The following is a 25,602-nucleotide window of genomic DNA, read 5'->3' on the forward strand; positions in this document are numbered from 1 at the left end:
TAAGATAGCTATATTTTAAATACACGCCAGAGATCGCTCTGGATTTATCGGATTGACTGGGATTGACCAGCTTCATAGAGTCATAGATTTATAACTTAGAGCATAGACTCCTATTCGGCTGTACGCAGTGCGTCGATCACTCCGTTGAAATGATCAAATACGGTGCCAAATTCCACTTCTGGTCTGGAAATTAAAATAACATGAATACCCAGCTCCAGTGCAGATTGAACCTTTTCATCCACCGCTCCCGTGCGTCCGCTTTCCTTGGTCACCATCACCGTCGTGCTGAAGTGCTTGTACAATGCCTCGTTCATCTCGCGGGAAAAAGGTCCCTGCATAGCGATAATATTTTTTTGCTCCATGCCCAGTTCGCTGCATTTCTCCATATTGTCCAGACGTGGGAGCATGCGTGCAACCAGACGAATCTCCGGGTCTCCGAGCAAATGCTGGGTGAACGTGCCGAGCGTCTTGCTGCCTGTCGTAAGCATTACGGAGCCTTTGAGCTGCTTCGCTTCCAATGCGGCTTCCTCATAGGAGGGTACGATGTGAAGCAGCGGATGATTGTCATACACCAGCCCTGCCCGTTCGTAGCGAACATAAGGAACCCCGGACTCGCGGGCGGCTGTCATCGCATTCGCATGTGCTTCTTCTGCAAAAGGATGACTGGCATCCACGATGGCCTGCACTCCCTGTTCCCGAACCACTGCTGCCATTTCATCGGCTGTCATTCGACCTGTACGTACGTCCAGACCCACTTCGGACAGGCTGGCTGCCGCGCTTTCTGTTACGACGGAGGTTAACACTTTGAAGCCATCGTCACGGATTTGCAGCGCCAATTCCCGAGCATCGCTTGTTCCGCATAGCATGAAAATCATGAGTCACTCACCTGCCCGCTGCCTGAAATCCCGCTTCCGTTCACAACAGATGGCGTATGTGCATGATCGTGGTGGTGTTCATGATCATGGTCATCATGGCTGTGCGCATGTACATGCTCATGCTTGTGATCGTGTGAGTGCTCCTCATGATGATGATCGTGTCCATGCTCATGAGCATGATGGTGATGATCATGATGGTGATCGTGGTCATGCCCGTGGTCATGATCATGATCGTGGTGATGATGGTGGTGCTCCTGCGCCTCCAGACGGAACTGGCAGTTATCACAATTGGCCGTAACCTTGCCGAACAAGCCTTCCTTAGCTCGCTCCAGCACCAGTTCAATCAATTGGGGATGGAAACCAAAATATCCGCCCATCTCCACTTGTAATGCAGGGTGAGCCTCGGCAAATTCCTGGGTCATTTCTCCGATGCGCTTAATCAGCACACCTGTGAACAGAAAATAGGGAAGCACGATAATCTTTTTGGCCCCCAATCGTACACAACGCTCCAATCCATCGGGAAAAGAAGGCTGCGTTACACCGATAAAGCTACTCTCTACCCACGTATAAGAAAGCTGTTCCCACAGCATACGGGTGATTTTGAAAAAGTCACTGTTCGCATCTGGATCGCTACTTCCGCGTCCTAATACAAGTACCGCCGTTTCTTCGTCGGGTACCTCGGCAATTGCCTCTACAGCGCTATTCATTCCCGCTGGAACTGCAACCGGACGAGCTTCTTTCAAGCGGTTTAGCAGGATGCTAACGATTTTTTCGTGAACGCCAATCGGACGTCCATATACAAATTCCACCTGAGGATACTTAGCCTTCGCACGATCAATCGCCATCGGAATATCAATTTTGGCATGTACCGCTGCGAACAAAATAATCGGAATAAGCACGACACGCGTCGCCCCTTGCTCCACACATGCCTGCACACCTTCAGCAATGCTGGGCCGTGCCAGCTCCAAAAAACAGGTTTCCACACACATATCCGGCACCCGGTCTGCCACCGCCTGTGCAAATTCCAGCAACTCCCGGTTCCCCTCCGGGTCCCGACTCCCATGTCCAACCAACAATATTGCATTCACTGCTGTATTTTCCTCCTCATCAATAGGGATAATCTGCAAGACGCCCTATTTTATATATATGCCTACATCCATAAAAACAGGCTTTCCAGCTCATTAATCGCCGCAAACGGCATTCACTTCTACTGTTGCAGGTGCATCTTCATGCCGAAAACCCGCTACAACTCCCACACGTTTGAAAAATTTATGAAAACGCTCGTTCGGATGCCCTTTTTCCTTATATTCAGCGATGATATGCTCAACGATATCCGTAATCTGATCCCCGGGAATGCCCTCTGCCACAGGTTGAGCAGCATGAGCGTTACGGCCAAATTTTTTGCCGCCGAGGAACAGATCGTATCCTCCCTTGCGGTACACGATTCCGATATCCTCCAACACCGCCCCATAGCAAGCCATGCCGCAGCCGTTCAAAGCAATGCTCGTTTCCTTAGGTGCCCGTAATCCGCCCAGTACAACCTGTAGATGCTCAGCCACAGGCACAGCGTCATCCTTCTCCATATTGCAGAAGTCACACGCCTTCACCTTAAACACATCGCCAATCGGCATCACGATGAATCGTTCATCACGCAGCCGCCCTACCAGCTCCTCCGGGTCTGCGCATGGCACGCGCAGCACTATCTGGTGATCCGGCGTATACTCCAGCTCGCCTTCATCACCTGCTACCTCCGCGAGCAGCGCCATCTGGCGAGCGGTGAACTTCTTGTTTCCCACGCCGGGGGAAACGCCCACCTCGAACAGCGCAGGCTTGCCAAAGCTGCCTGTCGCTGTCCCGGCCGTAGCCACTGCTCCGGCCACGGCTGCTGTTCCGGCGGCGCTCACGACGGGCGCTTGCCCGCTCCAGCGCGCGCTGGCTTCGCCTGGCAGCTTGCCGCCCGCAGCGAGGCGGCTCAGCGCCTCCGCTGCCAGCGATGCCGGGGCCACCCCGGCTTGCGCCGCAGACGGCGCGGCCTGCACGGCAGCCACCGCTTGCGGGCGTGCCTGCGTGGCAACCGCAGCAGCACCGCTCGCGGAAGGCCCGGACGCGGTCCCGCCAGCTCCCACAGGGGCTGGCACTGCGCGAGCTGCGCCTGCCTGCGACGCATTCTGCGCGCGATCCTCTTGCGCGCCCAGCGACCACGGCTCCGCTTCCGTGCGGAGCCGCTGATGCGGCTTGAGCGCCTGCTCGGACGCATCCAGCGTATACTTGCGCTGATACCCGCGCGGCGTCACGATCAGGCCGTCATACACGATTGTCGAGGAATTACCGATAATGACGGTCGTCAGCATACCAATGTCATGATTCAGCATATCTTCCAGCGTCGTCACAATTACTTGCTGACGGTCGCGATAAGCACTCTTCACCAGCCCGACAGGAGTCTGCGGATCACGGTAACGCAGCAAAATAGACTGAGTCTCAACAATCTGGCGTGTACGCCGACCACTGCGCGGATTGTACAGTGCAATTACAAAATCCGCCGAAGCTGCCGCTTCTACACGCTTCACAATCGTTTCCCAAGGGGTCAAATGGTCACTCAGACTGATCGTGCACGCATCATGCATGACTGGCGCACCCAGCAGCGAAGCACAGGACTGAATCGCCGATATCCCCGGCACGACTTCTACCTCAACCCCGTCCTCACGTCGCCAGCCCTTTTGCATCAGCACTTCGTACACCAGCCCCGCCATACCATATACGCCTGCGTCTCCACTGGAAATGACCGCTACCTTCTTACCCATCTCCGCCTGTCGAACCGCCTCCTGCGCACGGCTCACTTCCTCCGTCATCCCTGTGCGTACAATCTCCTGTCCATTCAGCAACGGACGGATCAGATCCATATAGGTGTTGTAGCCGATAATGACCTCGCTCTCGGCCAGCGCGTCCAACGCTCGTTTTGTGATATGTTCCATATCCCCCGGTCCGAATCCAATCACGAGCAATTTTCCTAATGGGCTCATCGTTATCCTCCTTCTTAAATCTATGCTATGTTTTCCACATTTCTATCTATTTCACTTATATATGGACAGCCTGTAACTCAAAAAAACCCATCCTGCCCGGATGGGTTTCCTATGTACGCATCGTATCATCAGACGGACACAACTTAAGAAGACACTTCTTGTCTTCCGCCTCGTGCCGTTGCTTTCCATCTGCTAGTTCACGCTTGAAACGCTTCTGCACGTTCAGATCCACGCAAACCTGTAAGCAACATGGAAAAAGCAACGTGCGCCTGATTTCCTGATTTCGTACACCCATCCTCTCCGCGAAGGTTAACGGTGCATACAGATCAAGGTAGGTCTCCTGGCTCGGCATCAACAGATTTTTTCGTCTTCCCCGTTTTCTCACGAGTGACGTCTGAAAAACTCCTCTTCCTTACAGTGGCGGGACCGCTCGGGACTTGCACCCGATTCCCTGTTACCCTTTGCTCCATCACAAAGGCACCTTGTCTGTCCGCTATTTGATTATGGGTCTTATCATAACCTTGCCTCAATCAGTTGTGCAAGCATGAAAAACGCTTTATTTCAAGTTTTCCGCCTTATTTTTTAGCATATGCAACAATTCATCCGGGTCGTCAGAGATACTCAGTAGGGCGGGATGGTTAGCCCCGGTAAACCCCTCCTGCACACTATGACGCACCATTTCAGCCAATGGGTCAAAATATCCGTTCACATTCAGCAAACCGATAGGCTTGCGATGAATGCCGATTTGCGCCCAACACAGCACCTCGAATAGCTCCTCAAATGTTCCCAATCCGCCCGGAAGGGCAATGAATGCGTCGGCCTTTTCGCTCATCACCGCTTTGCGCTCATGCATGCTCGCCACCTCAATAAATTCGGTAACTCCCCGGTGAATAATCTCTGCATCGAATAACAGGGTCGGCATAATCCCGGTGACCTGACCGCCCCCTGCCAGCATCGCATCCGCTACCTCGCCCATCAGCCCCTTGCTGGAGCCTCCATAGATCAAACGGACATGATGTCGGGCCATAGCCTCTCCAAGCCTGCCTGCCTCCTGAAGATACACCGATGAATGTCCGGGTCTGGACCCGGCAAATACACAAATGGAATTCATAACGTCTCAGCTCCTGTTCTGGTATCAACATCGAGGCTTGTTCATTATATGAAATAAATATTTTCGCCATAACAAAAACTTCAGTCGATGCATTCCAACAAAAAAAGATAAAGACCTTGTAGGCCCTTATCTTCATTTTACCCTTTATTGCAAGTATCCGGGTTAGTTTTAGTTTACTACTTCCAAACCGCAGCCGTGCGTCGAAGAGCTATGCTCAAAATATTTTCCCAGCTCCACCATCATTGCGCCCATGCGTTCCTCCACTGGAAACACAATCCGTCCAATCCCTTCCTCCAAAATGGACTGCGCCGTCACCTTGCCTACCGACACAGCGATCACATCCTGGCGAAAAGCTTCCAGCACATCCTCCATCTGCTTCTGTTCCCTTGCATATTGAGCCAAAAAGCGGATTTGCGGACCGCTGGTGAACGTAACTGCATCCACATTGCGGTTCAGGATATCCTGTAGCAATGCTTGCAAATTCGCTTCCTCCGGCGGAATATGCTTATAGGGAAGCACCTGCCGGGTAACTGCACCTTGCTCGTCCAGCCACTTCACCAGCCGAGGGGCCGGATCACCATGTAGCTGTAACAGCACTTCCTTTCCCTTCAGATCATACGGAGCAAAGGCCTGCGTCAACCCGATCAAACTTCCGTCCTCATCCCGTACATCTGGCGTAAAGCCACGCTTTTTGAGTCCATTGACCGTTTTGTAGCCTCGCGCTGCAATGTTCGAGGAATGTAATAGCTCTATAATCTGTTCTGCTACTCCCATATCCTCCGCCATATCGAGTAGCGCGTCCATCCCCATGCCTGTCGTGAAAATGTTCCAGTCCGGCGGCTGCTTCACCCACGATACAATAGCGTTACGCAGCTCGATATCGTCCAGAAAAACCGTGCCTTGGGCCGGACGCAGCACCGGCTCGCCCCCCATTTTTGTAACCAGCAGCGCCATTTCGTCTGCTTTACGGGGACCGGCAAGGGCAACTCTCTTGCCTGCCATGCGTTGTGCCATCCTGTTCCCTCCTTTGTAGAAGTCGTATTTCTTTCTACCAAGTATACAATTAGAGGGCTGAAAGACAAATAAGAATTACTTTTCCCATGAATATAGTAAACTTATAAGTTAGCTTCTCCTGTTCTGCTTGCCTGCTGGCTTTCTTGCTGGCTCGTGCTATCTGGCTGACCTGCACTATCCTGCTTCTCTCCAGATGGCTTATGATCTCCGCTATCTTCGGTAGGCTTGGGTCGGAGTAGCATCCATAGTACAAAGGGCATGAAGACAAAGAAAATGATCATCACCACGGTCCACTCCCGGCTAAAATCATAAATTTGGACGATATTAGAGAACAGCATAAAGGAACAGACATAACCCAACAGGCCTACGGGCCAAACCATCAGACTCCCCCGTGTATGGGCAAACATGCGCTTTACCGCCAAACTGGTAACGTATAGATCAACACCAATCTTTGTAAGCAGGGTTGGTACAGTCAGTGCAGCCACAAACAAGTCGAACCGATCCAGAAAGTCCGTTAGCTGCAACTGACGCGCCAGTTCATACGATGGATAAAACAGCCGTGACAAGATAGGAACACCAATAACCAACTCCGATAGCAGCACCATGATGATCATAAAAGCGGTTCCGGTCAAATGTCCAAGCCATGCACTGCGGCCATTATAGCTCCGTCCAGAAATTATAAAGGGCAATATCATTAGATCTGCCATATAACCAAGCATGCGCCAGCTGCCTTTGATCACTCCACCTATATCCGGGTGTAAAAACGGTCTTATTGCCGAAAAATCTATATTACGCCCGAAAAAAAGCGGCATCGTCAGTAGCGTCAGAATAAACAGCGGTACAAAAATCTCCGCTATATTCACAATAGTACTTATACCACCCTTAGCCATGAACGTTAAGGTCAACAGCATAATAAGGGATATCACGACAATCGGGGTCATCGGCAAAAGTACAATATCCACCAAATCGGTAATAATTCTCAAATCTCGCGCAAAAATGATCAGGAATATAATGATATAGACCACAAGCAGCATACGCCCTAGCACGGGGTGAGAGCTGACCATGGCCTGCAGCAGATCCTGATCTGGAAAACGCCGCTTAAGCTTCAACATCGCCCAGATCGGCAAGCATATTACGATGGCGGCAATCGCACAGGTCCAATAGGCATGCTGATATGCGTAATCTGCTGCCTGCGACGGAGTATGCACAAGGGTAATACTGACCTCCATCAGCACACTGAGCAGTATGATTTGTCTGGTTGTGAACTGTTTCATGCAGGATATCCTCCTATTCTCACAGGCATCTTACTCTCGTTACAACGCAGGAGGGAGCCACATATCAATGAAGCGGCTCAGCCATGTGGCCACATAAACGGAACTCTTCGTCGATGTTCCGTAGATCCAGATACCAATGCTAATGACATACAATACGCGTGAGATCCAGCGATTGACGGCAGGTGCAGCGCTCAGACTTTTGCGGTCAATCAGATACATGAAGAGCATAGCCAGCACCAAGGGTAACAAAAATACTTTATTCATTTTGGATTTGCTCCTTTTTGATCCCGAATGGTTTGGTGACCGCACCGATATTCTCAATATGCACGATCGGATCTATGGTAACCTCCACCTTGGGATACAGTTGGTCCCATTGAGGTTTAATCCGTTTCCATTCATCCGGACGACTCATAATGATAACCCGGCCCAAACCAAGTACGTCTGAATGATACTTTTGCTGAATAACCCGGACAGCCTCACCCAGCTCCTTCTTGATCTCTTCGGCAACCTGCTGCTCCAGCCACCTCAAATTTTGCTCATTGGATATATCGAAAGTTGTCTCATCCTCCCTTACATTCCCGTTGCAGTTCAAACGAATGGTCATTCGAATATCATCCCCTCGAATATAGGGCTTGATATGGACATTATTTTCGATGAGATGTACAGACAAATAACCAGTGCCTTTAGGAGGGGAGATAAATATTTCCGTCTCCTTGGCCTGATCCATACCCAATAGCAGAAACCGGCTTAGATGGTTATCGATAATTCCCGTTACCCTATCTTTGCGAAATACAGCCAGCCCATCCACCTGAATATTCGTCTTCTTGTCCTTTATATTGGCGGGACCATTTTTCACGAGAGACATCACCGGCACAACCGGGTCAATACCATCCAGCAGGATTGAATTCATCAGCAGCTTAATGGAACGAGGCTTTTTCATATATGAAAAGTTGAGCTCACGCACCATCTCCGCTGGATATTGCTCAATCGGGGCATCCGCCTGAAGCACATCCAGGGCTGAGCCCTTCGTTATGACAACCAGAGAAGACAGCCGGTTCTGCGGAATACGCGCTAATACATCCATCATTTTGCCAACCCCCTCACGTGCCAGCGACTCACCGAACAACAACACCCGTCGATGGGAAAAATTCAGCGTTCGTGAGACCCCACGCTGTTCCTCGGTGCTTGCTCCCCGAAAACTTGGACCTGTCTTCGACTCCAGATAATAGGATTTCGTTCCCCTTGTGCCTCCCCCGCCTCCTGTGCTTCCCGAGGTTCCGAGCTGCCCGGGAAGAGCAATTTCCATCGTTACACGGTATTGATCCCCTTCCTTATCCAGCCCGGTTCCCATCACAAAGGCCACATCGTTCACCTCGCGACGGTCCCAGCACCCCCCCAAAAGAACAGAACAGAGCAACAGACAGCTGACAGCTGCTTTACGTATTTTCCCTGCATCAGACCCTCGGGGCTTCATCACCATCCCTCCTCAGTTGTGGGCGATCCATTCATGTTTTTTTTCGCCCGCTTGTTGTTGTCTTTCCCAATCCATGAAGGGCGTTTGGTCATTTTCCACCAAGGCGCACGAACAACGATATCCTTTTGATCCGTATGTTTGTACGGGCTATACCCGCTCATGTAAGGCACACCAAACGACGTTAGTTTGGTTAAATGTGTAGCGATCAGTGTGGTCGCGATAATGATTCCAAACAATCCGAATACCCCCGCCATCAGCATGATCGGAAACCGTAGCAAACGAACTGTGATGGCAAAGTTAAAGCGCGGAATGGTAAACGAAGCAATACCAGTGAGCGACACGATAATAACCACTGGTGCTGATACAATTCCCGCCTGTACAGATGCCTGCCCGATGACGAGCGCGCCGAGAATACTGACAGCTTGGCCGACCGTTTTGGGGAGACGAATCCCCGCTTCTCGTAACGCCTCGAAGGAAATCTCCATCATCAATGCTTCAACCAAGGCGGGGAAAGGGATCGATTCACGCGCCGCAGCAATACTCAAGATAAGTGTCGTCGGCAGCATATCATGATGATAGGTCGTGACCGCCACATATAATGCAGGCAGGAAAAGAGCCAGGATGAGAAAAAGGTAACGAATCCAGCGCACTACATTACTGATGAAAAAACGCTCGTAATAGTCTTCGCTCGCTTGCATCATCTGCCACATCGTGACTGGACCAATCAGGGCAAAGGGCGTTCCATCTACAAAAATGGCAAAACGTCCTTCCAGCAATTGCGCAGTAACCGTATCCGGACGTTCCGTATATTCCATTTCCGGGAACGGTGAAAACGGGTGATCCTCAATCAGTTCCTCAATGTATCCTGTCTCCAGCACACCATCTATTTTGATATCGCTAAGCCTTTTTTTTACATCCTCCACCAGCTTCGGATCTATGATGCCCTCGATATAGGTAAGTACAACACCTGTTTGGGTTTCTGTTCCCATGGTCATGCTGTGCATCTTGAGCTTGGAGGTCTTCAGCTTGAATCGCAGCAAAGCGGTATTTACACGAAGGGTCTCGGTAAATCCTTCACGCGGCCCACGAATAACCGCCTCGGTCTGAGGCTCCTCCACGCCACGGCGGACGCCTCCCTTAGCACTGAAGATATACGCACGAGACTTACCGTCTACGAACAAGGCGGCATTGCCGTCCAGTATCGCCGCCGAGACCATTTTCCATTGATCCATCGTTTTGGTCTGGGACATGGAAATCCGAGTTTCATCCAGCGGATCTAATGTTCCGTTTACCTCGGGGTCCTTAAGCATCATGCCCAAAATGAAAGGCCGCAGGATATGATCCTGCAAATCCTCCGATTTCACCGTGCCTTCAATATAAGCCAACATCCCTTTGCGTTCAGGGGAAATCATCAGCTCTCGATAGACGAAATCAGAGCAATCCTTGAAAATATCACGCAAAGCAGTCAAATTGTCTTCCAGACTGCTCCGTAACGGCTGTTCCAACCATGATGGTTCAGGCAGTCTTTTAAGAGCATCGTAATTTCGTGTCTTGCGATCTGCAGCCGGAATCGTGCGCCGGCTCCACGGTAATCTCGGCAGCTTGGGAAAGTGTACTTTCTTCATCGTTATCCCCCTCTACGAATGGCCGATCAGGAATATGACATGTAGGATGTACCATCCTGCAAAGGATTATGTATCCAATAAGCACAAAAAGAAGACTCCAGTTCCACTTTAAGGTGGTTTTGGAGTCTTCTTTTAATCTGATCTTAAAAGTTACCTATTGCGCCACTGCGCAGTCGGATGGTGCTTCCCATCGCCACCGCCCTGCTTGCACAGCACCATTCCGTCTACTTCGTTTTCGATAAAAATAGCTCTGCCGTCCAATTAAGGTTAGCAGAGCTTTTTTTATTTCTCTCGTTTTGACAATGCAAAGTTGATTACTTCTCCGATTATGATCGAGGTCAAAATAATATAAAGCATCATAATATCAAACTTATATCCAAGGGCGTAGAATATGCCTATACCTAAAGCATAACTAACTATAATCCCTACATACCGCTTTAGTAATTTAGTCATGGTGTACAGCCAATAGGGTATGGTTGTGAACTAAAGAACTTTGCAGAGTCAGCCGTACCAGTTACTTTGTTTCGTGAAGCATCTTGATAGAACACCGTATGATTAGCGTAGGGGATGGCTTCGCATTTTCTAGGATAAGAATATTGATAAATAGTGTAATAAGATTGGGCATTCAAGCCTGCTCCAACGCCTATAATTGAGAGAATGGTTGCTACAGGTGCTTTAGTAACCGTTGCTATTGCCGCTACTGCATTACTTACCGAAGGTAAAACAGATGCGCAGAGTAATACTGATGCCAATAAGGAGGCGAACACTTTCTTAAAAATTTCCATAAACAAGTTTCCCCCTATATAATTATTTCAAACAATTGTAAATACTACAACTTCTTTAGCGAGAAGTAAGGAGAAATTTGTCGAACATTAAAACAATTAAAAAAGACAACTCATTTCAAGAAAAAGTATTTAATTAACAATAAATCTTACTTTTGTCCCATCTGGATAAACATCCAGCTTGTGTCCTACCCATGATACCTTCTCCCATTTGCACAATGACCTCTACATATTCGCCTAATCGCTTCCAACTTGTCCAGCTCTGCACACTGATACAACAACGGTTCAACTCGCTGCCAATCGGGGAAACGTTCGATGATATAATGTTCTATGTATCGTTCGTAAAAATGACCTTCTTTTAATCCCATTACCAGTGTGATTCGATCCAACTGATGTATAGTAACAGGTCGATATTTGGCAATCCAATTGTTTAGCGTTCTTTGATGAACACCTGAATGTTCCGCAAATAATCTAAATCTTAAAATCTCACCTCTATTTCCCTCCAAATATCAACATACGTCGATAGACTTTTCTCAATATTTGCATAACAAACCAGAGAGAAGATCAAAGGACTGTCTCCGGTAAAATACCGACTACAGTCCTCTGTGAGATTTTAACCCATGTCTAAGCGGCCGAAATTCTTTTAGGCAGGTTCTACGCACTCATATAGAGTGCGACGCCCATGGAGTGCTGCGGTAAGCAGGCAAAAAATATTTCAATCCACGCACTCATATAGAGTGCGACCACAGACACGACCACTCTATTGTATTGGGCTACCGATTTCAATCCACGCACTCATATAGAGTGCGACACTTACGTCAGCCCGAGCCGCGTAGTACGTCTTTAATTTCAATCCACGCACTCATATAGAGTGCGACGCTCTACCCATTCAATTAGCATGTTCGACACTCCTAAATTTCAATCCACGCACTCATATAGAGTGCGACCATCATAAATAGCGTTACCTAATGCATCCGATCCTATTTCAATCCACGCACTCATATAGAGTGCGACGCGGTAGATTTGGGATGGTTTTTGTACAGCTACATTTCAATCCACGCACTCATATAGAGTGCGACAGCCGTTGATACATTAGGAATGTCCATGTGATAAATTTCAATCCACGCACTCATATAGAGTGCGACTCTACAGAATTTCTGTTAGCTCAACCGGGAGAATTTCAATCCACGCACTCATATAGAGTGCGTGGATCGGCTACACTCTTCTAGACAGAAAAATTGCGGTCTACTATAGTAGACTACAGATGAACACTAGAAGGAGCGAACGGACGATGACTAAAAAAGAAAGACGTACCTTTAGTACCGAATTTAAGATGCAGATGGTTCAGCTCTATCAAAGTGGTAAACCCCGAAAGGATATCATTCAAGAATATGATTTGAATCCTTCATCACTAGATAAGTGGGTGAAACAGAATTCCACATCTGGATCCTTCAAAGAGAAAGACAACCGGACTCCAGAAGAGCTAGAACTCATCGAACTTCGAAAACAGAACAAGCAACTGCTCATGGAGAATGACATTTTAAAGCAAGCCGCGCTGATCATGGGACGAAAGTAAATGTCATTCGCCAGAATAAACATAAATACTCGGTATCAGCAATGTGCGACGTCCTAAAAATCTCTAGAAGCACCTATTATTATGAAGAGAGCAAGGTCGAGGCTACATCGGAGGATGAGCTTCCCTCCATGATTATGGATATTTTTCAAAGCAGCCGTCAAAACTACGGTACGCGTAAAATTAAAAAAGAGCTGTACCAGCAAGGCTTTACAGTATCCAGACGGAGAATTGGACGAATCATGAAGGAACTCGGGCTGGTCTCCTCGTATACGATCGCTCAATATAAACCTCATTCCACGAGCTGCAATGAAGCCAAGCAAGCGAATGTATTGAACCGGAAATTTGAGCAAGAACAGGCGTTATCTGTCGTCGTAAGCGACCTGACGTACGTTAGAGTGGGTTCATATTGGAACTACGTATGCTTCTTTGTCGATCTGTTTAACCGCGAGATTATTGGCTACAGTGCGGGGCTACACAAGGATGCCAAGCTAGTTTACCGTGCCTTGGCTTCGATAAAGGGCAACCTGAATGACATTCGGCTCTTTCACACCGACCGAGGAAATGAATTCAAGAATAAGCTCATCGACGATGCTCTGGAGGCTTTTCAGATTGAGCGCTCCTTGAGCATGAAAGGCTGTCCCTATGATAACGCCGTTGCAGAAGCCACGTTTAAAATTTTCAAAACAGAGTTTGTGAAGAAACGTCATTTTGAAAGCCTGACTGAACTAACCACAGAGTTACATGACTATGTGCACTGGTTTAACCATATTCGGATTCATGGATCTCTGGATTACTTAAGTCCGGCTGAATTCAAACAGAGACACCACAAAAAAGTTGTCTAGTTTAGTGTTGACAATCCAGCGACCGGGGCGGGGATAGAGGGAGAGATATATATCTCTTTAATTTCAATCCACGCACTCATATAGAGTGCGACTGTACGCATTGCAATAAGCAGCATTACCCTGAAACATTTCAATCCACGCACTCATATAGAGTGCGACAAGAGATATCAGAGCGCTGGTTGCCGCTGGGTGGTATATTTCAATCCACGCACTCATATAGAGTGCGACTTTGATAGGGGACTTGATCAATACAAAATAGCTATTTCAATCCACGCACTCATATAGAGTGCGACGAGTACCGGATTTATTCTACATCGTCGAGGGAAATATTTCAATCCACGCACTCATATAGAGTGCGACTAACATACTCTTTAAAGAGGGCGCGGCCGGTGTTAAATTTCAATCCACGCACTCATATAGAGTGCGACAACATCATTCGTTTCTTCCAGCAGCCATTTAGCAAAAATTTCAATCCACGCACTCATATAGAGTGCGACAGCGAAAAAGGGGTGATTCATACCCTAATGGTATCAATTTCACACATTTTCGCAATAAACGATGCCGAAAAGGGATGAATCAAGCATTGACTTTTATCGCCACACCCCTTTTCAAGCCTTTTTCGACAAATTTCGAGGTGCGAAGGACCCGGGGTTTTTATGTGAGCTTCACATTCGCACCTTACCGGGACAGCCCTTCAAAAATTCAATATAAAAATAGGGATTAATCTCCCCAATACTCCTCGGGATGGTATTCAATCTTAGAACCAGCTTCGAGCCTAAGCTCCCCAGTTTGATCATCGTATTGTACACTTTCCGGGGCGACGTAATACCAATGCTTCACAACGGCTCCGTTCTCCGGCGTTACAAAACGGAATACGTTCAGTTCCCCGCTATAACGCACAATCTCCTCCGCTGCCTCACGCGGCAGCTCTTGAAGCGTGAAGCGAAACACGCCGTCTGCCGATTCCATACGGCAAACCAAAATCTGCTTGCGGCTGTCAGCAAAGCTGCGACCCGTGACGGCATGCTTAATCAGCCATGTTTCCTGCTGCGCCATTGCGCGCACCTCCTTTTAGGGCAAATCAATCAGCATATAAAAGACAGGCTCCTGTGCCTCCAGCGATAGCTTCGGCTCCTGCTCAATACGGGCCGAATCGCGCCCGTTCAGCATATATTCACCGTTCACACGCAGCGAGCCTTCGATGACGAACAAGAACACGCGTCGCCCTTCGGACTGTGCGAATTCCACACGCTCTCCAGGCTGAAGCTTGCTTAGATAAATCGTCAAATCCTGATGGATCGCAGCTACTTCGCCCTCCGTGCCCGGAACACGCTCCCCTGCAACGACAGGCAGAAGCTGACCGTGCAGACGCTCAGGGTTGAACGCGGTAGCTTCATACGACGGTTCCAACCCTCTGGTGTGCGGACTAAACCACAATTGCAGCAGGCTGACATCCTCCGTTTGCGAAGCGTTGTGCTCCGTATGAATGATCCCGTGCCCCGCGGACATCCGCTGGATACCTCCAAAATTCGTCACCGCCACATGCCCACGGTTGTCCTCATGACGCAGCTCGCCGTACAGCACGATGGAGACAATCTCCATGTCACTGTGCGGATGCGCCCCAAAGCCCCGTCCCGGTGCGATCACGTCGTCATTACAGACACGCATGGGGCCAAACTCTGTATTGTTCTCATCCTGATATTCCGCGAATGAAAAGCTGTGACTGCCCCGCAGCCATCCCTTATCGAAGCTGAATCGGGAAGCAGCCGGATATATTGTGAACATAGTAGCCCTCCTTCAGGAAGAAAAATGAGATCAGATCTTTTTCATTGTACCCGAGCCCCCAAGATAATGCTATGCCCCTGTCTGAGCGATAATTTCATCCATAAAAGACTGCAAGGTACTGGTCACATAGGCTTCCTTGCGACGGATGAACACCGTTGTCACTTCGTTGTACGGCTCAGGCATCGCATGACAATGCACCAGACCCTGGGCTGCCAGCCCGCTGATCGAGGATTCGGGAAAAACCGTCATTCCAATACCAGCCGCCACACTGCCGATAATCGTCTCGAATGTCCCAAACTCCATAATCTGCTTGGGAATAATACCCTCCATCTTGAGCCAGGTTTCCAGCCGCCCACGGTAGCCGCAGCCTTTTTTATACAAAAGGAGCGGACGGGTTGTTACATCCTCAACGGAAAACTCATCTCCTTGGGAGACAAGGACCAGCTTTTCCTGAAACACATCCAACTGTTCAATGAGGGGATGCTTCACTGGCCCGGTCACAAAGGCTCCATCTAGCCTCATCTCCGCAACCTCCTGTACCAAGTGCTCCGTAACCCCGGCCTTGAGGGACAGCTCGACATCCGGGTACTTGCTGTAATAAGCATGTAAAATCGCCGGGAGCGCGATCACCGTCTCCACAATGCCAATCTCCAGCACCCCCGAAGGTGCAGAGGTACTCTGAAACGCATGCTTCATTTCCTCGAATTGAGACAAAATGCTTTTCGTATATTGCAGCAGACGCTTGCCCTCCGCATTGAGGATCATGCCCCGCTTATGTCTATAAAATAAAGGCGTTTGCAGTTCCTTTTCCAGCAGCTTGATTCTGGCCGTTACATTGGACTGGACATAGCTAAGCTCGGCTGCCGCCTTACTGACACTGCCATGAGCAGCCACCGTCTGGAAAATGTTTAAGTCGTTCAGATCCAATACTGCTCCCCCTTATCGTGAAGGACAAGGCTATCAAAATTGACGTGCCTTGTCACTTATTATCATTTTAAATGATGTTAATGTTTATTTTCAATCATTTTACCAACAGCTCCCTATCCATTATGATGTGTCCATAAGATATGTCCGCTGAGGCCGGCAAGGAGGAGCTTTTTTTCACCATGAATAGACAAATCATGACCGGATCTTTATTGTGCCTGATCGCCAGTATGTCCTGGGGGGCCATGTTTCCGGTTTCGCACATTGCATTGCAACAAGTCAATCCGCTGTACTTTTCATTTTTACGTTATTTCTCGGTTACGCTCATACTGATCGTGCTGTTGTGGCTCAAAGAGGGACGGGCAGCTTTTCGCTTTGAGGGCAAGGGCAAGACATTGCTGTTCTTTGGTACGATGGGATTTACCATTTATAATATGGCCGTTTTCCAGGGACAGCACGCGATGGGTGCAGCAGGTACCATTGTAGCTTCTATTATGGAAGTGCTGATGCCGATGATTTCGATTGCGATGATATGGGTCCTGACCCGTAAAATGCCGCCAAAATACACACTGATCAGTATGATAATCGCACTGGCTGGAGCTATACTCGTGATTACGAACGGAAAATGGACCTTTTTCACACTCGCCGGACAGCATTTACTACCGCTGCTGCTCATTTTCGCAGGGGTGATTGGATGGGTCGTGTATTCCATGGGAGGCAGCCATTTTGCAGGATGGTCCACCCTTCGCTACTCTACCTTAACCTGCCTGCTCGGAACCCTGGTTTCCTTCGTAGTCGTCACGACCGCCTCCGCCTTCAACTGGGTTGCGGTGCCTGACTGGCAGCATGTATGGTCGGTCAAATACGAAATGAGCTTTATGATCCTGCTTCCGGGGCTGGCAGCCTTGCTGAGCTGGAATGCCGGAATCCGAATGCTGTCACCACTGAACGGAATTCTATTTATTAACTTTGTACCGATTACCACGCTGGTACTTATGTATTTCCAAGGCTATACCATCAGCCGATTTGAACTGTACGGGACATTGCTGGTCATCTTCGCGCTGTTGCTTAACAATATGGTTCAAAGAAACTCTCTACACCCTTCCGGCAATCCGCGCCGCATCCGTTTCCGCTTGGATCGACGTAAATCATTCCAAAGATAGTACCTATCTAAACGAGCCACAAATTGCGGCAAAATGCATAAAAGCGCATGGACAAGGAGAATAAACTCCTGTATCCGTGCGCTTTTATCGTTTATTATTTTTCTCCGACTCGGAATCGTCCAACCAGCTCGCGCAGTTCCTCCGCCATTTGGCTCAGATCCGCTGAGGAAGAAGCGATTTCCTCAATAGAAGCGAGCTGCTGCTCAGCGGCGGCTGAGATCGACTCGGTGTTGCCCGCTGCCTCGTTCGAAATATGGGAAATATCGCTCATAATACTCACGACACCTGACGCACCCCGAGCCATTTCCTGTGTCACTCCAGTAATGTCATTGATATGCCCCGTCGCTAATTCCACAGCCTGACTGATTTCCGCAAAGGATTGCTCAGACGTGCTTACTGAATCAATGCCTTCCGTCACCCGTGTACGGGCTTGATGCATAGCCGTCAAAGCGTGATCCATATCCATCTGCATCGCCTCAATACGCTCTGAAATCAAGGTCGCCGATTTCGCAGATTCCTCAGCCAGCTTGCGTACCTCCGTAGCAACCACGGCAAAGCCCTTACCATGATCGCCAGCGCGTGCCGCCTCAATGGATGCATTCAGCGCAAGCAGGTTCGTTTGTTTGGCAATACCGGATATGACGCTGATGATATTTTCAATTTCGCCGGAGCGTTCACTCAGGGAATCCATTGCATGTCCGAGATCGTTAACAGTCTCGTCGATATCATGCATTTTCTGTACAGCTCGCGTAGCTGCCTTGCTGCCTGCTTGTGCGGACTCTGCGTTACTTTTCACCTGTTCAGATACGCCCATCATACGCTCGGATACGTTTACTGCCTGCTGAGCAAGCTCCTCCATGCTTACGGAGCCATGTTTGACACTCTGAGCCTGACGCTCGCTGCCCACTGCTACTTCCTGAATAGCTATGGTGACATGCTCAATGGCTTGGGTCGTCTGATCGGCTCCCGCAGCCAATTCCTCTGCCGAAGAGCTTACCCGATCTGTGGTTTCGTGTACGCTTCGAATCATCGTGCGCAAGCTATCCACCATCGATTGAAAGTGGGAAGACAACTGACCCACCTCATCGGTTTTTCCTGTTTCCAAATCGCCTGTCAAATCTCCTTCACTGATCTGCTCTGCCGATTTTTGCAGTTTGCGGATCGGTACCAGGACGGAACGGGTAATCAGGAAAATCGCAATAAGTGCAAGCACCAATGAGGCTGCCAGCACAAAAATGGTTACATAACGCATGGCAGCGGTGGCATCGCTGATCTCGGATTGATAGAAGGTTCCCGCAATTTTCCAGCCGGTATCCTTATTCGTTACATAGTTCAGGTACTTCTCTTGGCCTTCATACACATATGTATACTGCCCGCTCGGCGCAGCATACATATCATTAATAAAGCTTGCATCAAGAGATGTACCCGGCTTAGCCGTAGGGTGAACCACAAATTTTTTCGTATGATCCAAAATAATGATATATCCCTCCTGGCCCACTTTGATGGAAGCCAGTTTACGTACACTTTCCAGATTCAGAGAGACCCCGATAACCCCGGACTGGTCGGAGAGCGTTTGAGATACGACGACAACAGGAATACCCGATGAATTCATTACGACGGGAGTAATTGCCACTTTACCGGGCTGCTTCATCGCTTCGATATACCAGTCCCGCTTGCGGGGATCATATGTACCTTCGTCCTCTTTAGGCACCCCCCGGATCATCAGACCATCTGAAGTACCGACAAAAACATCGGTCGCATCCTCGTGCAGACCTATGTATTGAATCAGCTTGGGCTGAATCAACGGGCTATTTCGACCATCAATCATGGAACTGTCGAGTCGTTCCGCCAAATAACCCACATCTTTGATTTTATTGGCAAGTGCATATTCAATTACCGAATTAGCGGTCGCTACCCCCTGATTTGCACTGCTGTGAAGCTGCTTCTCCATAGCATTAAATGATGAATTATAAGTCGCGATAGATATACTTAAGCTCGGGACCAACAAAATAAGCAGAAAACCTAAAACAAGCTTGTTCCTGAGTGTCCAAATGGTCGTTCTCTTTCGCACTTTTTCCATGTATCTTTCCCCTTTGCTTGAAAAGCTATGTTTTGAATTACACTCATGGAAGTTATATCGGTCGAATGTAGCAAATGATTTACAGCTAGATTACACAAATGGGAAAAACAAAAAACCGCGCCCTGAGACTAAGGACGCGGTTCATATGATATTTAGACCTGTACGCTGCTGTTTTCTGGCTTTTTACGGCCAAACAACTGATCTACCGCCAGAAAACGTCCACCTACCAGTGCTTGCTTAAGGCTGGTGAACAGAACCAGCAGATCAAACTCAATGGAGCCAAAGGGCTGTCCTTTTTTAGCAGTCAGCAGTACACCGATCATGACGATCGTCAATGCTACTCCGGCAAGTCGTGTTCCAATACCCAGAACCAGTGCAATACCGCCAACCAGCTCAACCGTAGCGACCACAGGAGCCAACCAGCCAGGAAGTCCGATACTTTGGAAGAAGCCGGAGGTTCCATCCAGTCCCTGAAATTTTTGTGAACCGTGAACAATGAAAATGACCCCTGTAAAGATTCGTACCAACAGCAATCCAATATTCGTAAGTGTTTGATTCATATGCTCATCTCCTTTTTATTTGTGTACAGATTAGATAACCAACACTACAATGTGTAGTGTATTACATATCAATAATCGGTAGCGCGTAAAGCGCCACCATTAGGATATATCTAGCCAAGCTACATTAACGCCAGTGCAAACATAAGCGTCAGCATCACTAGCACATAGCTGGAAAACATAATCGAACGCCAGGGCATTGAGATGATCGGCTCTAGCTGCGGATCTAGTATACGTGAGATACGGTAGTTAATTGACGTTTCTGCAAAAGAGGAACAAGCGGCAGAGTTTACCAGGCGGGTCTTGGCAGGCGTCATACTCAGAAGCTTGAGCAGTGCGCTTCCAATCCCAACCGGCGAACCGGCTCGATTAATGGCTTCATTGTCGGCTAAAATTTCACGGGCTATCTTATAATGGTTGGTAATATGACGCAGCACCGGCAAGTAGAACAGCAGGGTAGCACACATTTGCAGCAACCATGTCTTCAATGGATCATAATGTTTCATATGATGCGCTTCATGGTATATGACAGCCTCCTCCTCGTGTTTGTCCAGTACGGACAACAATGCGGAGGATAATACAATGCGCGGCTTCCATAATCCCATGGTGAAAGCGGCAGGCTTGGTATAATCAATGACCCAAATCCGGTTGGCTCCCAGTTCACGATATCGCTCACCCAGTGTTTCCGTCAGCGGCAGGTCACGCATCCGGCGCAGTCTGCGGAAAGCCGCCCTTGTGGCCATACACTGCCGTATCGCTTCTACCCCGGCAATCCCAAAGGTGAGAAAGACGAGTCCACTGAGCGCATCCACCATGTAGCCGATTCCGTAGTTCTGCAACAGACTTCTACAAATCTGAAACACGTTAAAATCCAATTTCCAGCCGAAAATATGCTGCCCGGCGTACATACCCATCTGTATAAGGGCGAAACCCGAAATCAAGGCGCCTGCTGTAAACAGTAATTTAGAACGTGTTTTCCACATCGTCTATATATCCTTTTTCCATTGTTTAATTTTTTGTTCCAGACGTTCGATCAGCATAGGATCGGCCACCTCCAGAGCATCAATCATATGATTTACAGCGAGTGGACCGAATTCATCCACCAGTTCATGGCTTAACTCCTTGGACTGTTCATCCCTGAATTCTTCCCTGCTCAGAACCGGCCGATACAAAGACGTTCTCCCGCGTATACTCTTACTCAGTATTCCCTTCTCCACCAGACGGTTCATCACGGTCATCACCGTATTGAAATTAAAGTCCCGATCCCCCTCCAACGCGGTCTGCACTTCTTTGATGCTCCGATCCGAAGTGGACCATAAAATATCCATAATTTTGGCTTCCAGAGGTCCGAAAAAACGGTTGAGTCCGGTTTCGCCAGTTTTAAAATTCAGTCGTTTCATAAGAAGCACCTCACACTACCGATTGTAGTGTATATATCCTGATAAAGTCAACCGTCACACCTAATGTCAGTTTCTTCAAAGGGATTTATATACATCCGCCGAATGTCTCCATCCGGCGGCAATTCATGGCTTGATCGGCTTCAGTTCAATCCGCCAATCTGTAGCCTACACCTCTTACTGTTGCAATATATTCAGGCTCCGCAGGTCGGTCGCCCAGCTTCTTGCGCAAGCTTTTGACATGCACATCTACGACATTGCTGCCGCCCACAAAATCCGTCTCCCAGATATCATGCATCATCTGCTCACGAGAGATGACTTTGCCTTGAGCATCAATCAGCTTCAACAGCAAATCATATTCCGTTTTGGTCAGATTTAATTGATTCTCCTCTTTGTATACTAACATTTTATCACGGTCAATCCAGATGTCCTTGAACACCGTACGACGGCTGCCTTGCGTTGCCTGACGGGAAGTTGCCGGATGACGTACAATCATCCGTTCAATATCATGCACCATATGATTGGAAGCCAGCGGCCATACTAACACCTCTTCCGAAGGAAGCAGCTCATGCGCACGTACAGCCATCCGATCCTGAATCACATACATGACCGGTGTATCTTTCATCTGTTCCGCCTCAAGACGCTTACGGATATCCAGTAATTCACTCCGTATATCGGTAGCGGTCAAATCGTAAATCAGCAGATCGTTTCCCAGATGACGTTGTACTTCAGGCTCCCAGCGATGGAACACCATCACATCAAAGCACGCGTCTGACAACGTACGTACCAAACCATGAACGACACCCGGAACCGAGCTGATCAGAACGATGCGGCGTGTAGTCGGGCAGTACAACGGCTCATTGGAAGGAACCGTCTGTAACGCAGGAGCAGAGGGAGCGGGTAACATCGTTGTCCAGTTACCCTTCACCCGTTTAGGCATCTCGGCTGCTTTGAAACGATTCGTTATTTGATTCGCTTGCTTTGGCATTCCTTACACACTCCTCCGAATACGACATGGGCATGGGCAATGGTATATCCCGTTTCATGCGCAACCGTCTCGATCCAATCCTGTGGAACCTCGCTCATCACTTCATCTACCCGCCCACATACCTGACAAATAATATGCTGATGATCGTCCATTCGTCCGTCATAACGACTGGCAGCTTCCCCCAGCTTCAACTCGCGGATCAATTCCTTATCTGTCAAATATCGTAGCGAATTATATACCGTTCCATAGGCAAGATTGTATCCGCGCTCCATCAACCGGTTCATAACATCGGCTGCGGTAGGATGATCGTGGGCCTCACGAACCACATCGTACACTGCTTGGCGCTGCGAAGTTAAATTTAAAGTTCTCATACCGCATCTCCCTTAACGAACGTAGATTATATTTATTCTCAATTTATAATCACAATAGAAATTAATTTAGAATAAGTATAAATCCTAATTCATTTCAAGTCAATGGGATCGGATAAATTGAGCTGCTTTGCAACACAATGTATACATAATTTACGTTCAGCTCATACATACGGGGAGGATATTTTATGAAAATACTCTGGATATTCACACTCTTTATGGTACTCATGCTCGGAACCAATCTGCTGGTCAACTGGCTATTTGGTGTCCGTATTCCTTGGGAGCCTACATTATTAGCTCTTCGCACCCTGCGACCATCCGAATATATCGTGTTGGCAGGAATGCTGCTACTGCTCTTTGTAAATGTGGGCAAAAAGCAAATTGGATGCGCGCTTCGCTTTCTTTTTTCACGATGGTCACGTTTCTTGAGAGTTCCCGCCTCTACCTCTGCTTCTTCGCACAAGAGCCACCAGAAAGAATAAAAAGGGGAAAATATAAATAAATTCCACTCACACGGGGCATTCGAATACCCGCTTCACGCAAGATCTCAAAGGTGACCTCCAAAAGAAGCGCCTCCATAATATTGCTGCTGATCGTATCAGGTCTTTCCGTGTTATAGATCGTTGGGAATGGCGTGAGATTATGATCCTGTATCATCTCTTCTACCATGCCAGATTCGAATACGGCGTCGATATTGATATTTTTTACGCGTTGACGAACTTCTTCTACGACACTTGGATCTGCAATATTCTTCATATACAGCATAGCTACATTCGTGAGGGACGTGCTTCCTACTTTGAACATCTCCATCGTAAGATCCGAGCTTTTAATCCGTCGGCGTACAAGAGATACATTCGTAAACACGGATTCTACAAATCCTTCTTTCGACCCTCTGACGACTGACTGTGTGGTGGGCTCGTTGACCGCCCGAGCCTCTCCTCCACGTGTCCCGCATGCAATGGCTTTTGTACAGCCTTCAAGTAAAATGATCGTATCTCCCATCAAGAGCTGTTCCATCATGGAATTCCAATCATCGCATTCCTTCACTTCACCAAGTTCAAGGGCATGGCCCTGTATCCGACTGTAAAGCCCTTGTGCACTTTCTACCTCAGTAGCCACCTCGGCGGATGGTCGAAGCAATGATTTCATGACGAGTTCATTTACTGTGTCCGTCTTGACCATACTATCCAGAAATACAATGGCAGCAGGGACGTCAGCTTTCAGCCCCAGACTAAAGCGGCGAATCAAGAAGTCTGGACTGTTTGACGTCAATTCCTTAATTTGCTGCAGATTGATTTCCAAATGAGCCTCGATCTTCAAAGAGCCTGAAGAGCTTTTATTTTTCCCGTCCGCACCTGATTTTGGGTTATGTTTGCGATAGGGATAGCGAATCATGAGCAAACCTCATCTCCAGAAAGGCAGCGATAGATACCACCTATTTTTCCTTATTCTTGTATGTTTGGAGTATGCTCAATCTATTCCCAATTATGTACTGACTCTATGTCTTAAACGCTATAATGCCTGAAACGCTATAATCCATGCCATCGTATTAAATTTCAATAAAATTCTTCATTTTCAAGCTTAATGCCAGTTTTTTTGATAAAATGAAGAAATATGCCTCTCGGGAGGGTTAACATCTTGTTCAGTACGTTTTTTGTAAATACCTGTATCCTTGTCACCTTTTTGTACATAACCGGGCTCATATCACAAAGATATAAAATCCGCCTACATACCTTAAAGCGTAAGGCACATTGGATCGGAGGCGCTCTTTTTGGATTCTATGGCATTGTCTTGATGTACTATTCGATCCCAGTGGGTTTTAATACCATTGCCGATCTTCGTCATCTGGCTATCGTAGCCACGGCGGCTTACATTGGCGGACCTGCAACACTCATGGCTACCCTATTTATATGCTTAGGCAGATTATTGCTGTTTGGTGTCACCACTCAAGCCATTGTGGGGTCTTTTTTTATGATGCTCGTGGGCCTGGGTTGCGCTTTGCTGTCACATCTGTCCTGGTCACGTTTAACGAAGCTGATCACGATGAACGTTTTCGCTTTGGGCATTATTTTCTGCTCTCTCACAATTAATTTGAATAATGTTAATGATGTTTTGCAGGTTTATCCGCTCCATTTCGTTATTTCTATGGCAGGCGGATTTCTTCTGTATTTCATAGCCGAGTCCATCAACAAGTCCAATGAGCTGTTACTTCGTCTGGAGCATACCTCCTTTACAGACCATCTCACCAATTTAAGCAACAGAAGACAGCTCGAATTTTCATTGGAAGAGCAGCTTCCTCAAGCTCGTCAACGCCATGAGCATCTATCTGTACTTGTATTGGATATTGATCATTTTAAGGAAGTGAACGATACCTACGGTCATGCGGCCGGGGATGCGGTGCTACGTCAGCTAGGTCAGATTTTGAGGGGAAAATGCCGCTCCTTTGATGTGGTAACCCGTAGCGGCGGGGAGGAATTCACCGTACTTCTGCCGAATTGTGCTTTCCGGCAAGCGTTACGCATAGCAAATCAGATCCTGGACGGGGTAGATCAGTACGAGTTCGTTTTGTCGGACGGGGTTGTACTCAACATCACGGTGTCTATCGGCGTAACGACCTTTCCCGATACCGGGGAGGATATGTCCGGGGCGGCTCTACTGGAACAAGCGGATAGAGCACTATACGAAGCTAAAAATGCAGGGCGCAATCGGGTCTGCTCCTATCAGGTATAAAGCCGGGCATTCTTCTC

24 protein-coding genes, 1 pseudogene, 2 CRISPR repeat arrays and 1 riboswitch are annotated in these 25,602 nt (G+C 48.3%); of the genes and pseudogenes, 4 read left to right on the forward strand and 21 right to left on the reverse strand.

Going from position 1 to position 25,602, the window contains the following annotated elements; translation table 11 throughout:
• Nucleotides 1-110: 110 nt before the first annotated feature.
• The 11 genes and pseudogenes from cobK to HPL003_RS29605 form a co-directional block, all read right to left on the reverse strand.
• Nucleotides 111-875 (reverse strand): precorrin-6A reductase, encoded by a 765-nt coding sequence (gene cobK, locus HPL003_RS05165; protein ID WP_014278562.1) that lies wholly within the window; start codon nucleotides 873-875, stop codon nucleotides 111-113.
• Entirely contained in the window at nucleotides 872-1,963 is a 1,092-nt protein-coding gene (locus HPL003_RS05170; protein WP_014278563.1) for a sirohydrochlorin chelatase, read from the reverse strand. Before HPL003_RS05170 ends, cobK begins: the two co-directional genes overlap by 4 nt.
• Nucleotides 1,964-2,056: 93 nt before the next feature.
• Nucleotides 2,057-3,895 carry a precorrin-3B C(17)-methyltransferase gene (gene cobJ / locus HPL003_RS05175; RefSeq protein WP_014278564.1) on the reverse strand — a complete coding sequence of 613 codons (1,839 nt, stop codon included), beginning with the start codon at nucleotides 3,893-3,895 and terminating at the stop codon, nucleotides 2,057-2,059.
• A gap of 313 nt (nucleotides 3,896-4,208) precedes the next feature.
• A riboswitch (cobalamin riboswitch) is annotated at nucleotides 4,209-4,394 on the reverse strand.
• Between the two features lie 57 nt (nucleotides 4,395-4,451).
• On the reverse strand, nucleotides 4,452-5,006 hold the full coding sequence (locus tag HPL003_RS05185) for an LOG family protein (protein ID WP_014278566.1): 555 nt from the start codon (nucleotides 5,004-5,006) through the stop codon (nucleotides 4,452-4,454).
• A gap of 168 nt (nucleotides 5,007-5,174) precedes the next feature.
• Complete coding sequence (locus HPL003_RS05190) at nucleotides 5,175-6,020, reverse strand: uroporphyrinogen-III synthase (protein ID WP_014278567.1); 846 nt, start codon at nucleotides 6,018-6,020, stop codon at nucleotides 5,175-5,177.
• A gap of 101 nt (nucleotides 6,021-6,121) precedes the next feature.
• Complete coding sequence (locus tag HPL003_RS05195) at nucleotides 6,122-7,294, reverse strand: GerAB/ArcD/ProY family transporter (RefSeq protein ID WP_014278568.1); 1,173 nt, start codon at nucleotides 7,292-7,294, stop codon at nucleotides 6,122-6,124.
• 39 nt (nucleotides 7,295-7,333) lie between these two features.
• Nucleotides 7,334-7,558, reverse strand: coding sequence for a hypothetical protein (locus HPL003_RS05200; protein WP_014278569.1), 225 nt, complete (start codon nucleotides 7,556-7,558; stop codon nucleotides 7,334-7,336).
• A complete protein-coding gene (locus HPL003_RS05205; protein WP_014278570.1) occupies nucleotides 7,551-8,768 on the reverse strand; it encodes a Ger(x)C family spore germination protein in 1,218 nt (405 codons plus the stop codon). The genes HPL003_RS05200 and HPL003_RS05205 overlap by 8 nt, the downstream gene beginning before the upstream one ends.
• The gene (locus HPL003_RS05210) at nucleotides 8,768-10,393 is read right to left on the reverse strand and encodes a spore germination protein (protein WP_014278571.1); all 1,626 of its coding nucleotides are present in this window, start codon (nucleotides 10,391-10,393) and stop codon (nucleotides 8,768-8,770) included. The genes HPL003_RS05205 and HPL003_RS05210 overlap by 1 nt, the downstream gene beginning before the upstream one ends.
• 449 nt (nucleotides 10,394-10,842) lie before the next feature.
• Nucleotides 10,843-11,178: a hypothetical protein gene (locus HPL003_RS05215; protein ID WP_014278573.1), complete on the reverse strand. Its 336-nt coding sequence runs from the start codon at nucleotides 11,176-11,178 to the stop codon at nucleotides 10,843-10,845.
• 194 nt (nucleotides 11,179-11,372) lie between these two features.
• Nucleotides 11,373-11,642: pseudogene (locus HPL003_RS29605) on the reverse strand (transcriptional regulator); the annotation flags it as partial.
• A gap of 245 nt (nucleotides 11,643-11,887) precedes the next feature.
• Nucleotides 11,888-12,385: a CRISPR direct-repeat array (repeat unit 32 nt; unit sequence ATTTCAATCCACGCACTCATATAGAGTGCGAC).
• Between the two features lie 81 nt (nucleotides 12,386-12,466).
• Between HPL003_RS29605 and HPL003_RS05225 the strand changes: the two are divergent.
• Nucleotides 12,467-13,593, forward strand: a protein-coding gene (locus HPL003_RS05225; RefSeq protein WP_148267373.1) for an IS3 family transposase whose coding sequence is annotated in 2 segments (ribosomal slippage) — nucleotides 12,467-12,716 and nucleotides 12,716-13,593 — 1,128 coding nt in all. Because the reading frame shifts where the segments join, the coding sequence is not laid out codon by codon here.
• Nucleotides 13,594-13,653: 60 nt separating this feature from the next.
• Nucleotides 13,654-14,090: direct repeats of the CRISPR family, unit length 32 nt; unit sequence ATTTCAATCCACGCACTCATATAGAGTGCGAC.
• A 223-nt stretch (nucleotides 14,091-14,313) separates the two neighbouring features.
• Here the strand turns inward: HPL003_RS05225 and HPL003_RS05230 are convergent.
• The 3 genes from HPL003_RS05230 to HPL003_RS05240 form a co-directional block, all read right to left on the reverse strand.
• Nucleotides 14,314-14,649, reverse strand: coding sequence for a hypothetical protein (locus tag HPL003_RS05230; RefSeq protein WP_014278576.1), 336 nt, complete (start codon nucleotides 14,647-14,649; stop codon nucleotides 14,314-14,316).
• Nucleotides 14,650-14,664: 15 nt separating this feature from the next.
• Nucleotides 14,665-15,378 (reverse strand): pirin family protein, encoded by a 714-nt coding sequence (locus HPL003_RS05235; RefSeq protein WP_014278577.1) that lies wholly within the window; start codon nucleotides 15,376-15,378, stop codon nucleotides 14,665-14,667.
• A gap of 69 nt (nucleotides 15,379-15,447) precedes the next feature.
• Entirely contained in the window at nucleotides 15,448-16,305 is an 858-nt protein-coding gene (locus HPL003_RS05240) for a LysR family transcriptional regulator (RefSeq protein ID WP_014278578.1), read from the reverse strand.
• A 179-nt stretch (nucleotides 16,306-16,484) separates the two neighbouring features.
• Here HPL003_RS05240 and HPL003_RS05245 point away from each other — a divergent pair, with 179 nt between their 5' ends.
• Nucleotides 16,485-17,465 carry a DMT family transporter gene (locus tag HPL003_RS05245; RefSeq protein WP_043922309.1) on the forward strand — a complete coding sequence of 327 codons (981 nt, stop codon included), beginning with the start codon at nucleotides 16,485-16,487 and terminating at the stop codon, nucleotides 17,463-17,465.
• Between the two features lie 94 nt (nucleotides 17,466-17,559).
• On the opposite strand, the gene HPL003_RS05250 is transcribed toward HPL003_RS05245, so the two are convergent.
• From HPL003_RS05250 to HPL003_RS05275, 6 genes are all read right to left on the reverse strand, one after another.
• The gene (locus tag HPL003_RS05250) at nucleotides 17,560-19,545 is read right to left on the reverse strand and encodes a methyl-accepting chemotaxis protein (RefSeq protein WP_014278580.1); all 1,986 of its coding nucleotides are present in this window, start codon (nucleotides 19,543-19,545) and stop codon (nucleotides 17,560-17,562) included.
• Between the two features lie 152 nt (nucleotides 19,546-19,697).
• Entirely contained in the window at nucleotides 19,698-20,105 is a 408-nt protein-coding gene (locus tag HPL003_RS05255) for a DoxX family protein (RefSeq protein ID WP_014278581.1), read from the reverse strand.
• 119 nt (nucleotides 20,106-20,224) lie between these two features.
• Nucleotides 20,225-21,085 (reverse strand): M56 family metallopeptidase, encoded by an 861-nt coding sequence (locus HPL003_RS05260; RefSeq protein WP_014278582.1) that lies wholly within the window; start codon nucleotides 21,083-21,085, stop codon nucleotides 20,225-20,227.
• 3 nt (nucleotides 21,086-21,088) lie between these two features.
• Nucleotides 21,089-21,502 (reverse strand): BlaI/MecI/CopY family transcriptional regulator, encoded by a 414-nt coding sequence (locus tag HPL003_RS05265; RefSeq protein ID WP_014278583.1) that lies wholly within the window; start codon nucleotides 21,500-21,502, stop codon nucleotides 21,089-21,091.
• Nucleotides 21,503-21,647: 145 nt separating this feature from the next.
• Entirely contained in the window at nucleotides 21,648-22,487 is an 840-nt protein-coding gene (locus HPL003_RS05270; RefSeq protein ID WP_014278584.1) for a winged helix family transcriptional regulator, read from the reverse strand.
• Nucleotides 22,463-22,858, reverse strand: a complete 396-nt coding sequence (locus tag HPL003_RS05275) for a Fur family transcriptional regulator (protein WP_014278585.1) — start codon at nucleotides 22,856-22,858, stop codon at nucleotides 22,463-22,465. The genes HPL003_RS05270 and HPL003_RS05275 overlap by 25 nt, the downstream gene beginning before the upstream one ends.
• Before the next feature lie 185 nt (nucleotides 22,859-23,043).
• On the opposite strand from HPL003_RS05275, the gene HPL003_RS27325 reads away from it, so the two are divergent.
• On the forward strand, nucleotides 23,044-23,337 hold the full coding sequence (locus HPL003_RS27325; protein WP_081473693.1) for a YczF family membrane protein: 294 nt from the start codon (nucleotides 23,044-23,046) through the stop codon (nucleotides 23,335-23,337).
• Here the strand turns inward: HPL003_RS27325 and HPL003_RS05280 are convergent.
• The gene (locus HPL003_RS05280) at nucleotides 23,297-24,250 is read right to left on the reverse strand and encodes a spore germination protein (protein WP_014278587.1); all 954 of its coding nucleotides are present in this window, start codon (nucleotides 24,248-24,250) and stop codon (nucleotides 23,297-23,299) included. The genes HPL003_RS27325 and HPL003_RS05280 overlap by 41 nt on opposite strands.
• Before the next feature lie 243 nt (nucleotides 24,251-24,493).
• On the opposite strand from HPL003_RS05280, the gene HPL003_RS05285 reads away from it, so the two are divergent.
• Nucleotides 24,494-25,585 (forward strand): GGDEF domain-containing protein, encoded by a 1,092-nt coding sequence (locus HPL003_RS05285; RefSeq protein WP_014278588.1) that lies wholly within the window; start codon nucleotides 24,494-24,496, stop codon nucleotides 25,583-25,585.
• The last annotated feature ends 17 nt before the right edge of the window (nucleotides 25,586-25,602 follow it).

Origin of the sequence: Paenibacillus terrae HPL-003, assembly GCF_000235585.1 — a bacterium.
In the GTDB taxonomy this organism is placed as follows: Bacteria; Bacillota; Bacilli; order Paenibacillales; family Paenibacillaceae; genus Paenibacillus; species Paenibacillus terrae_B.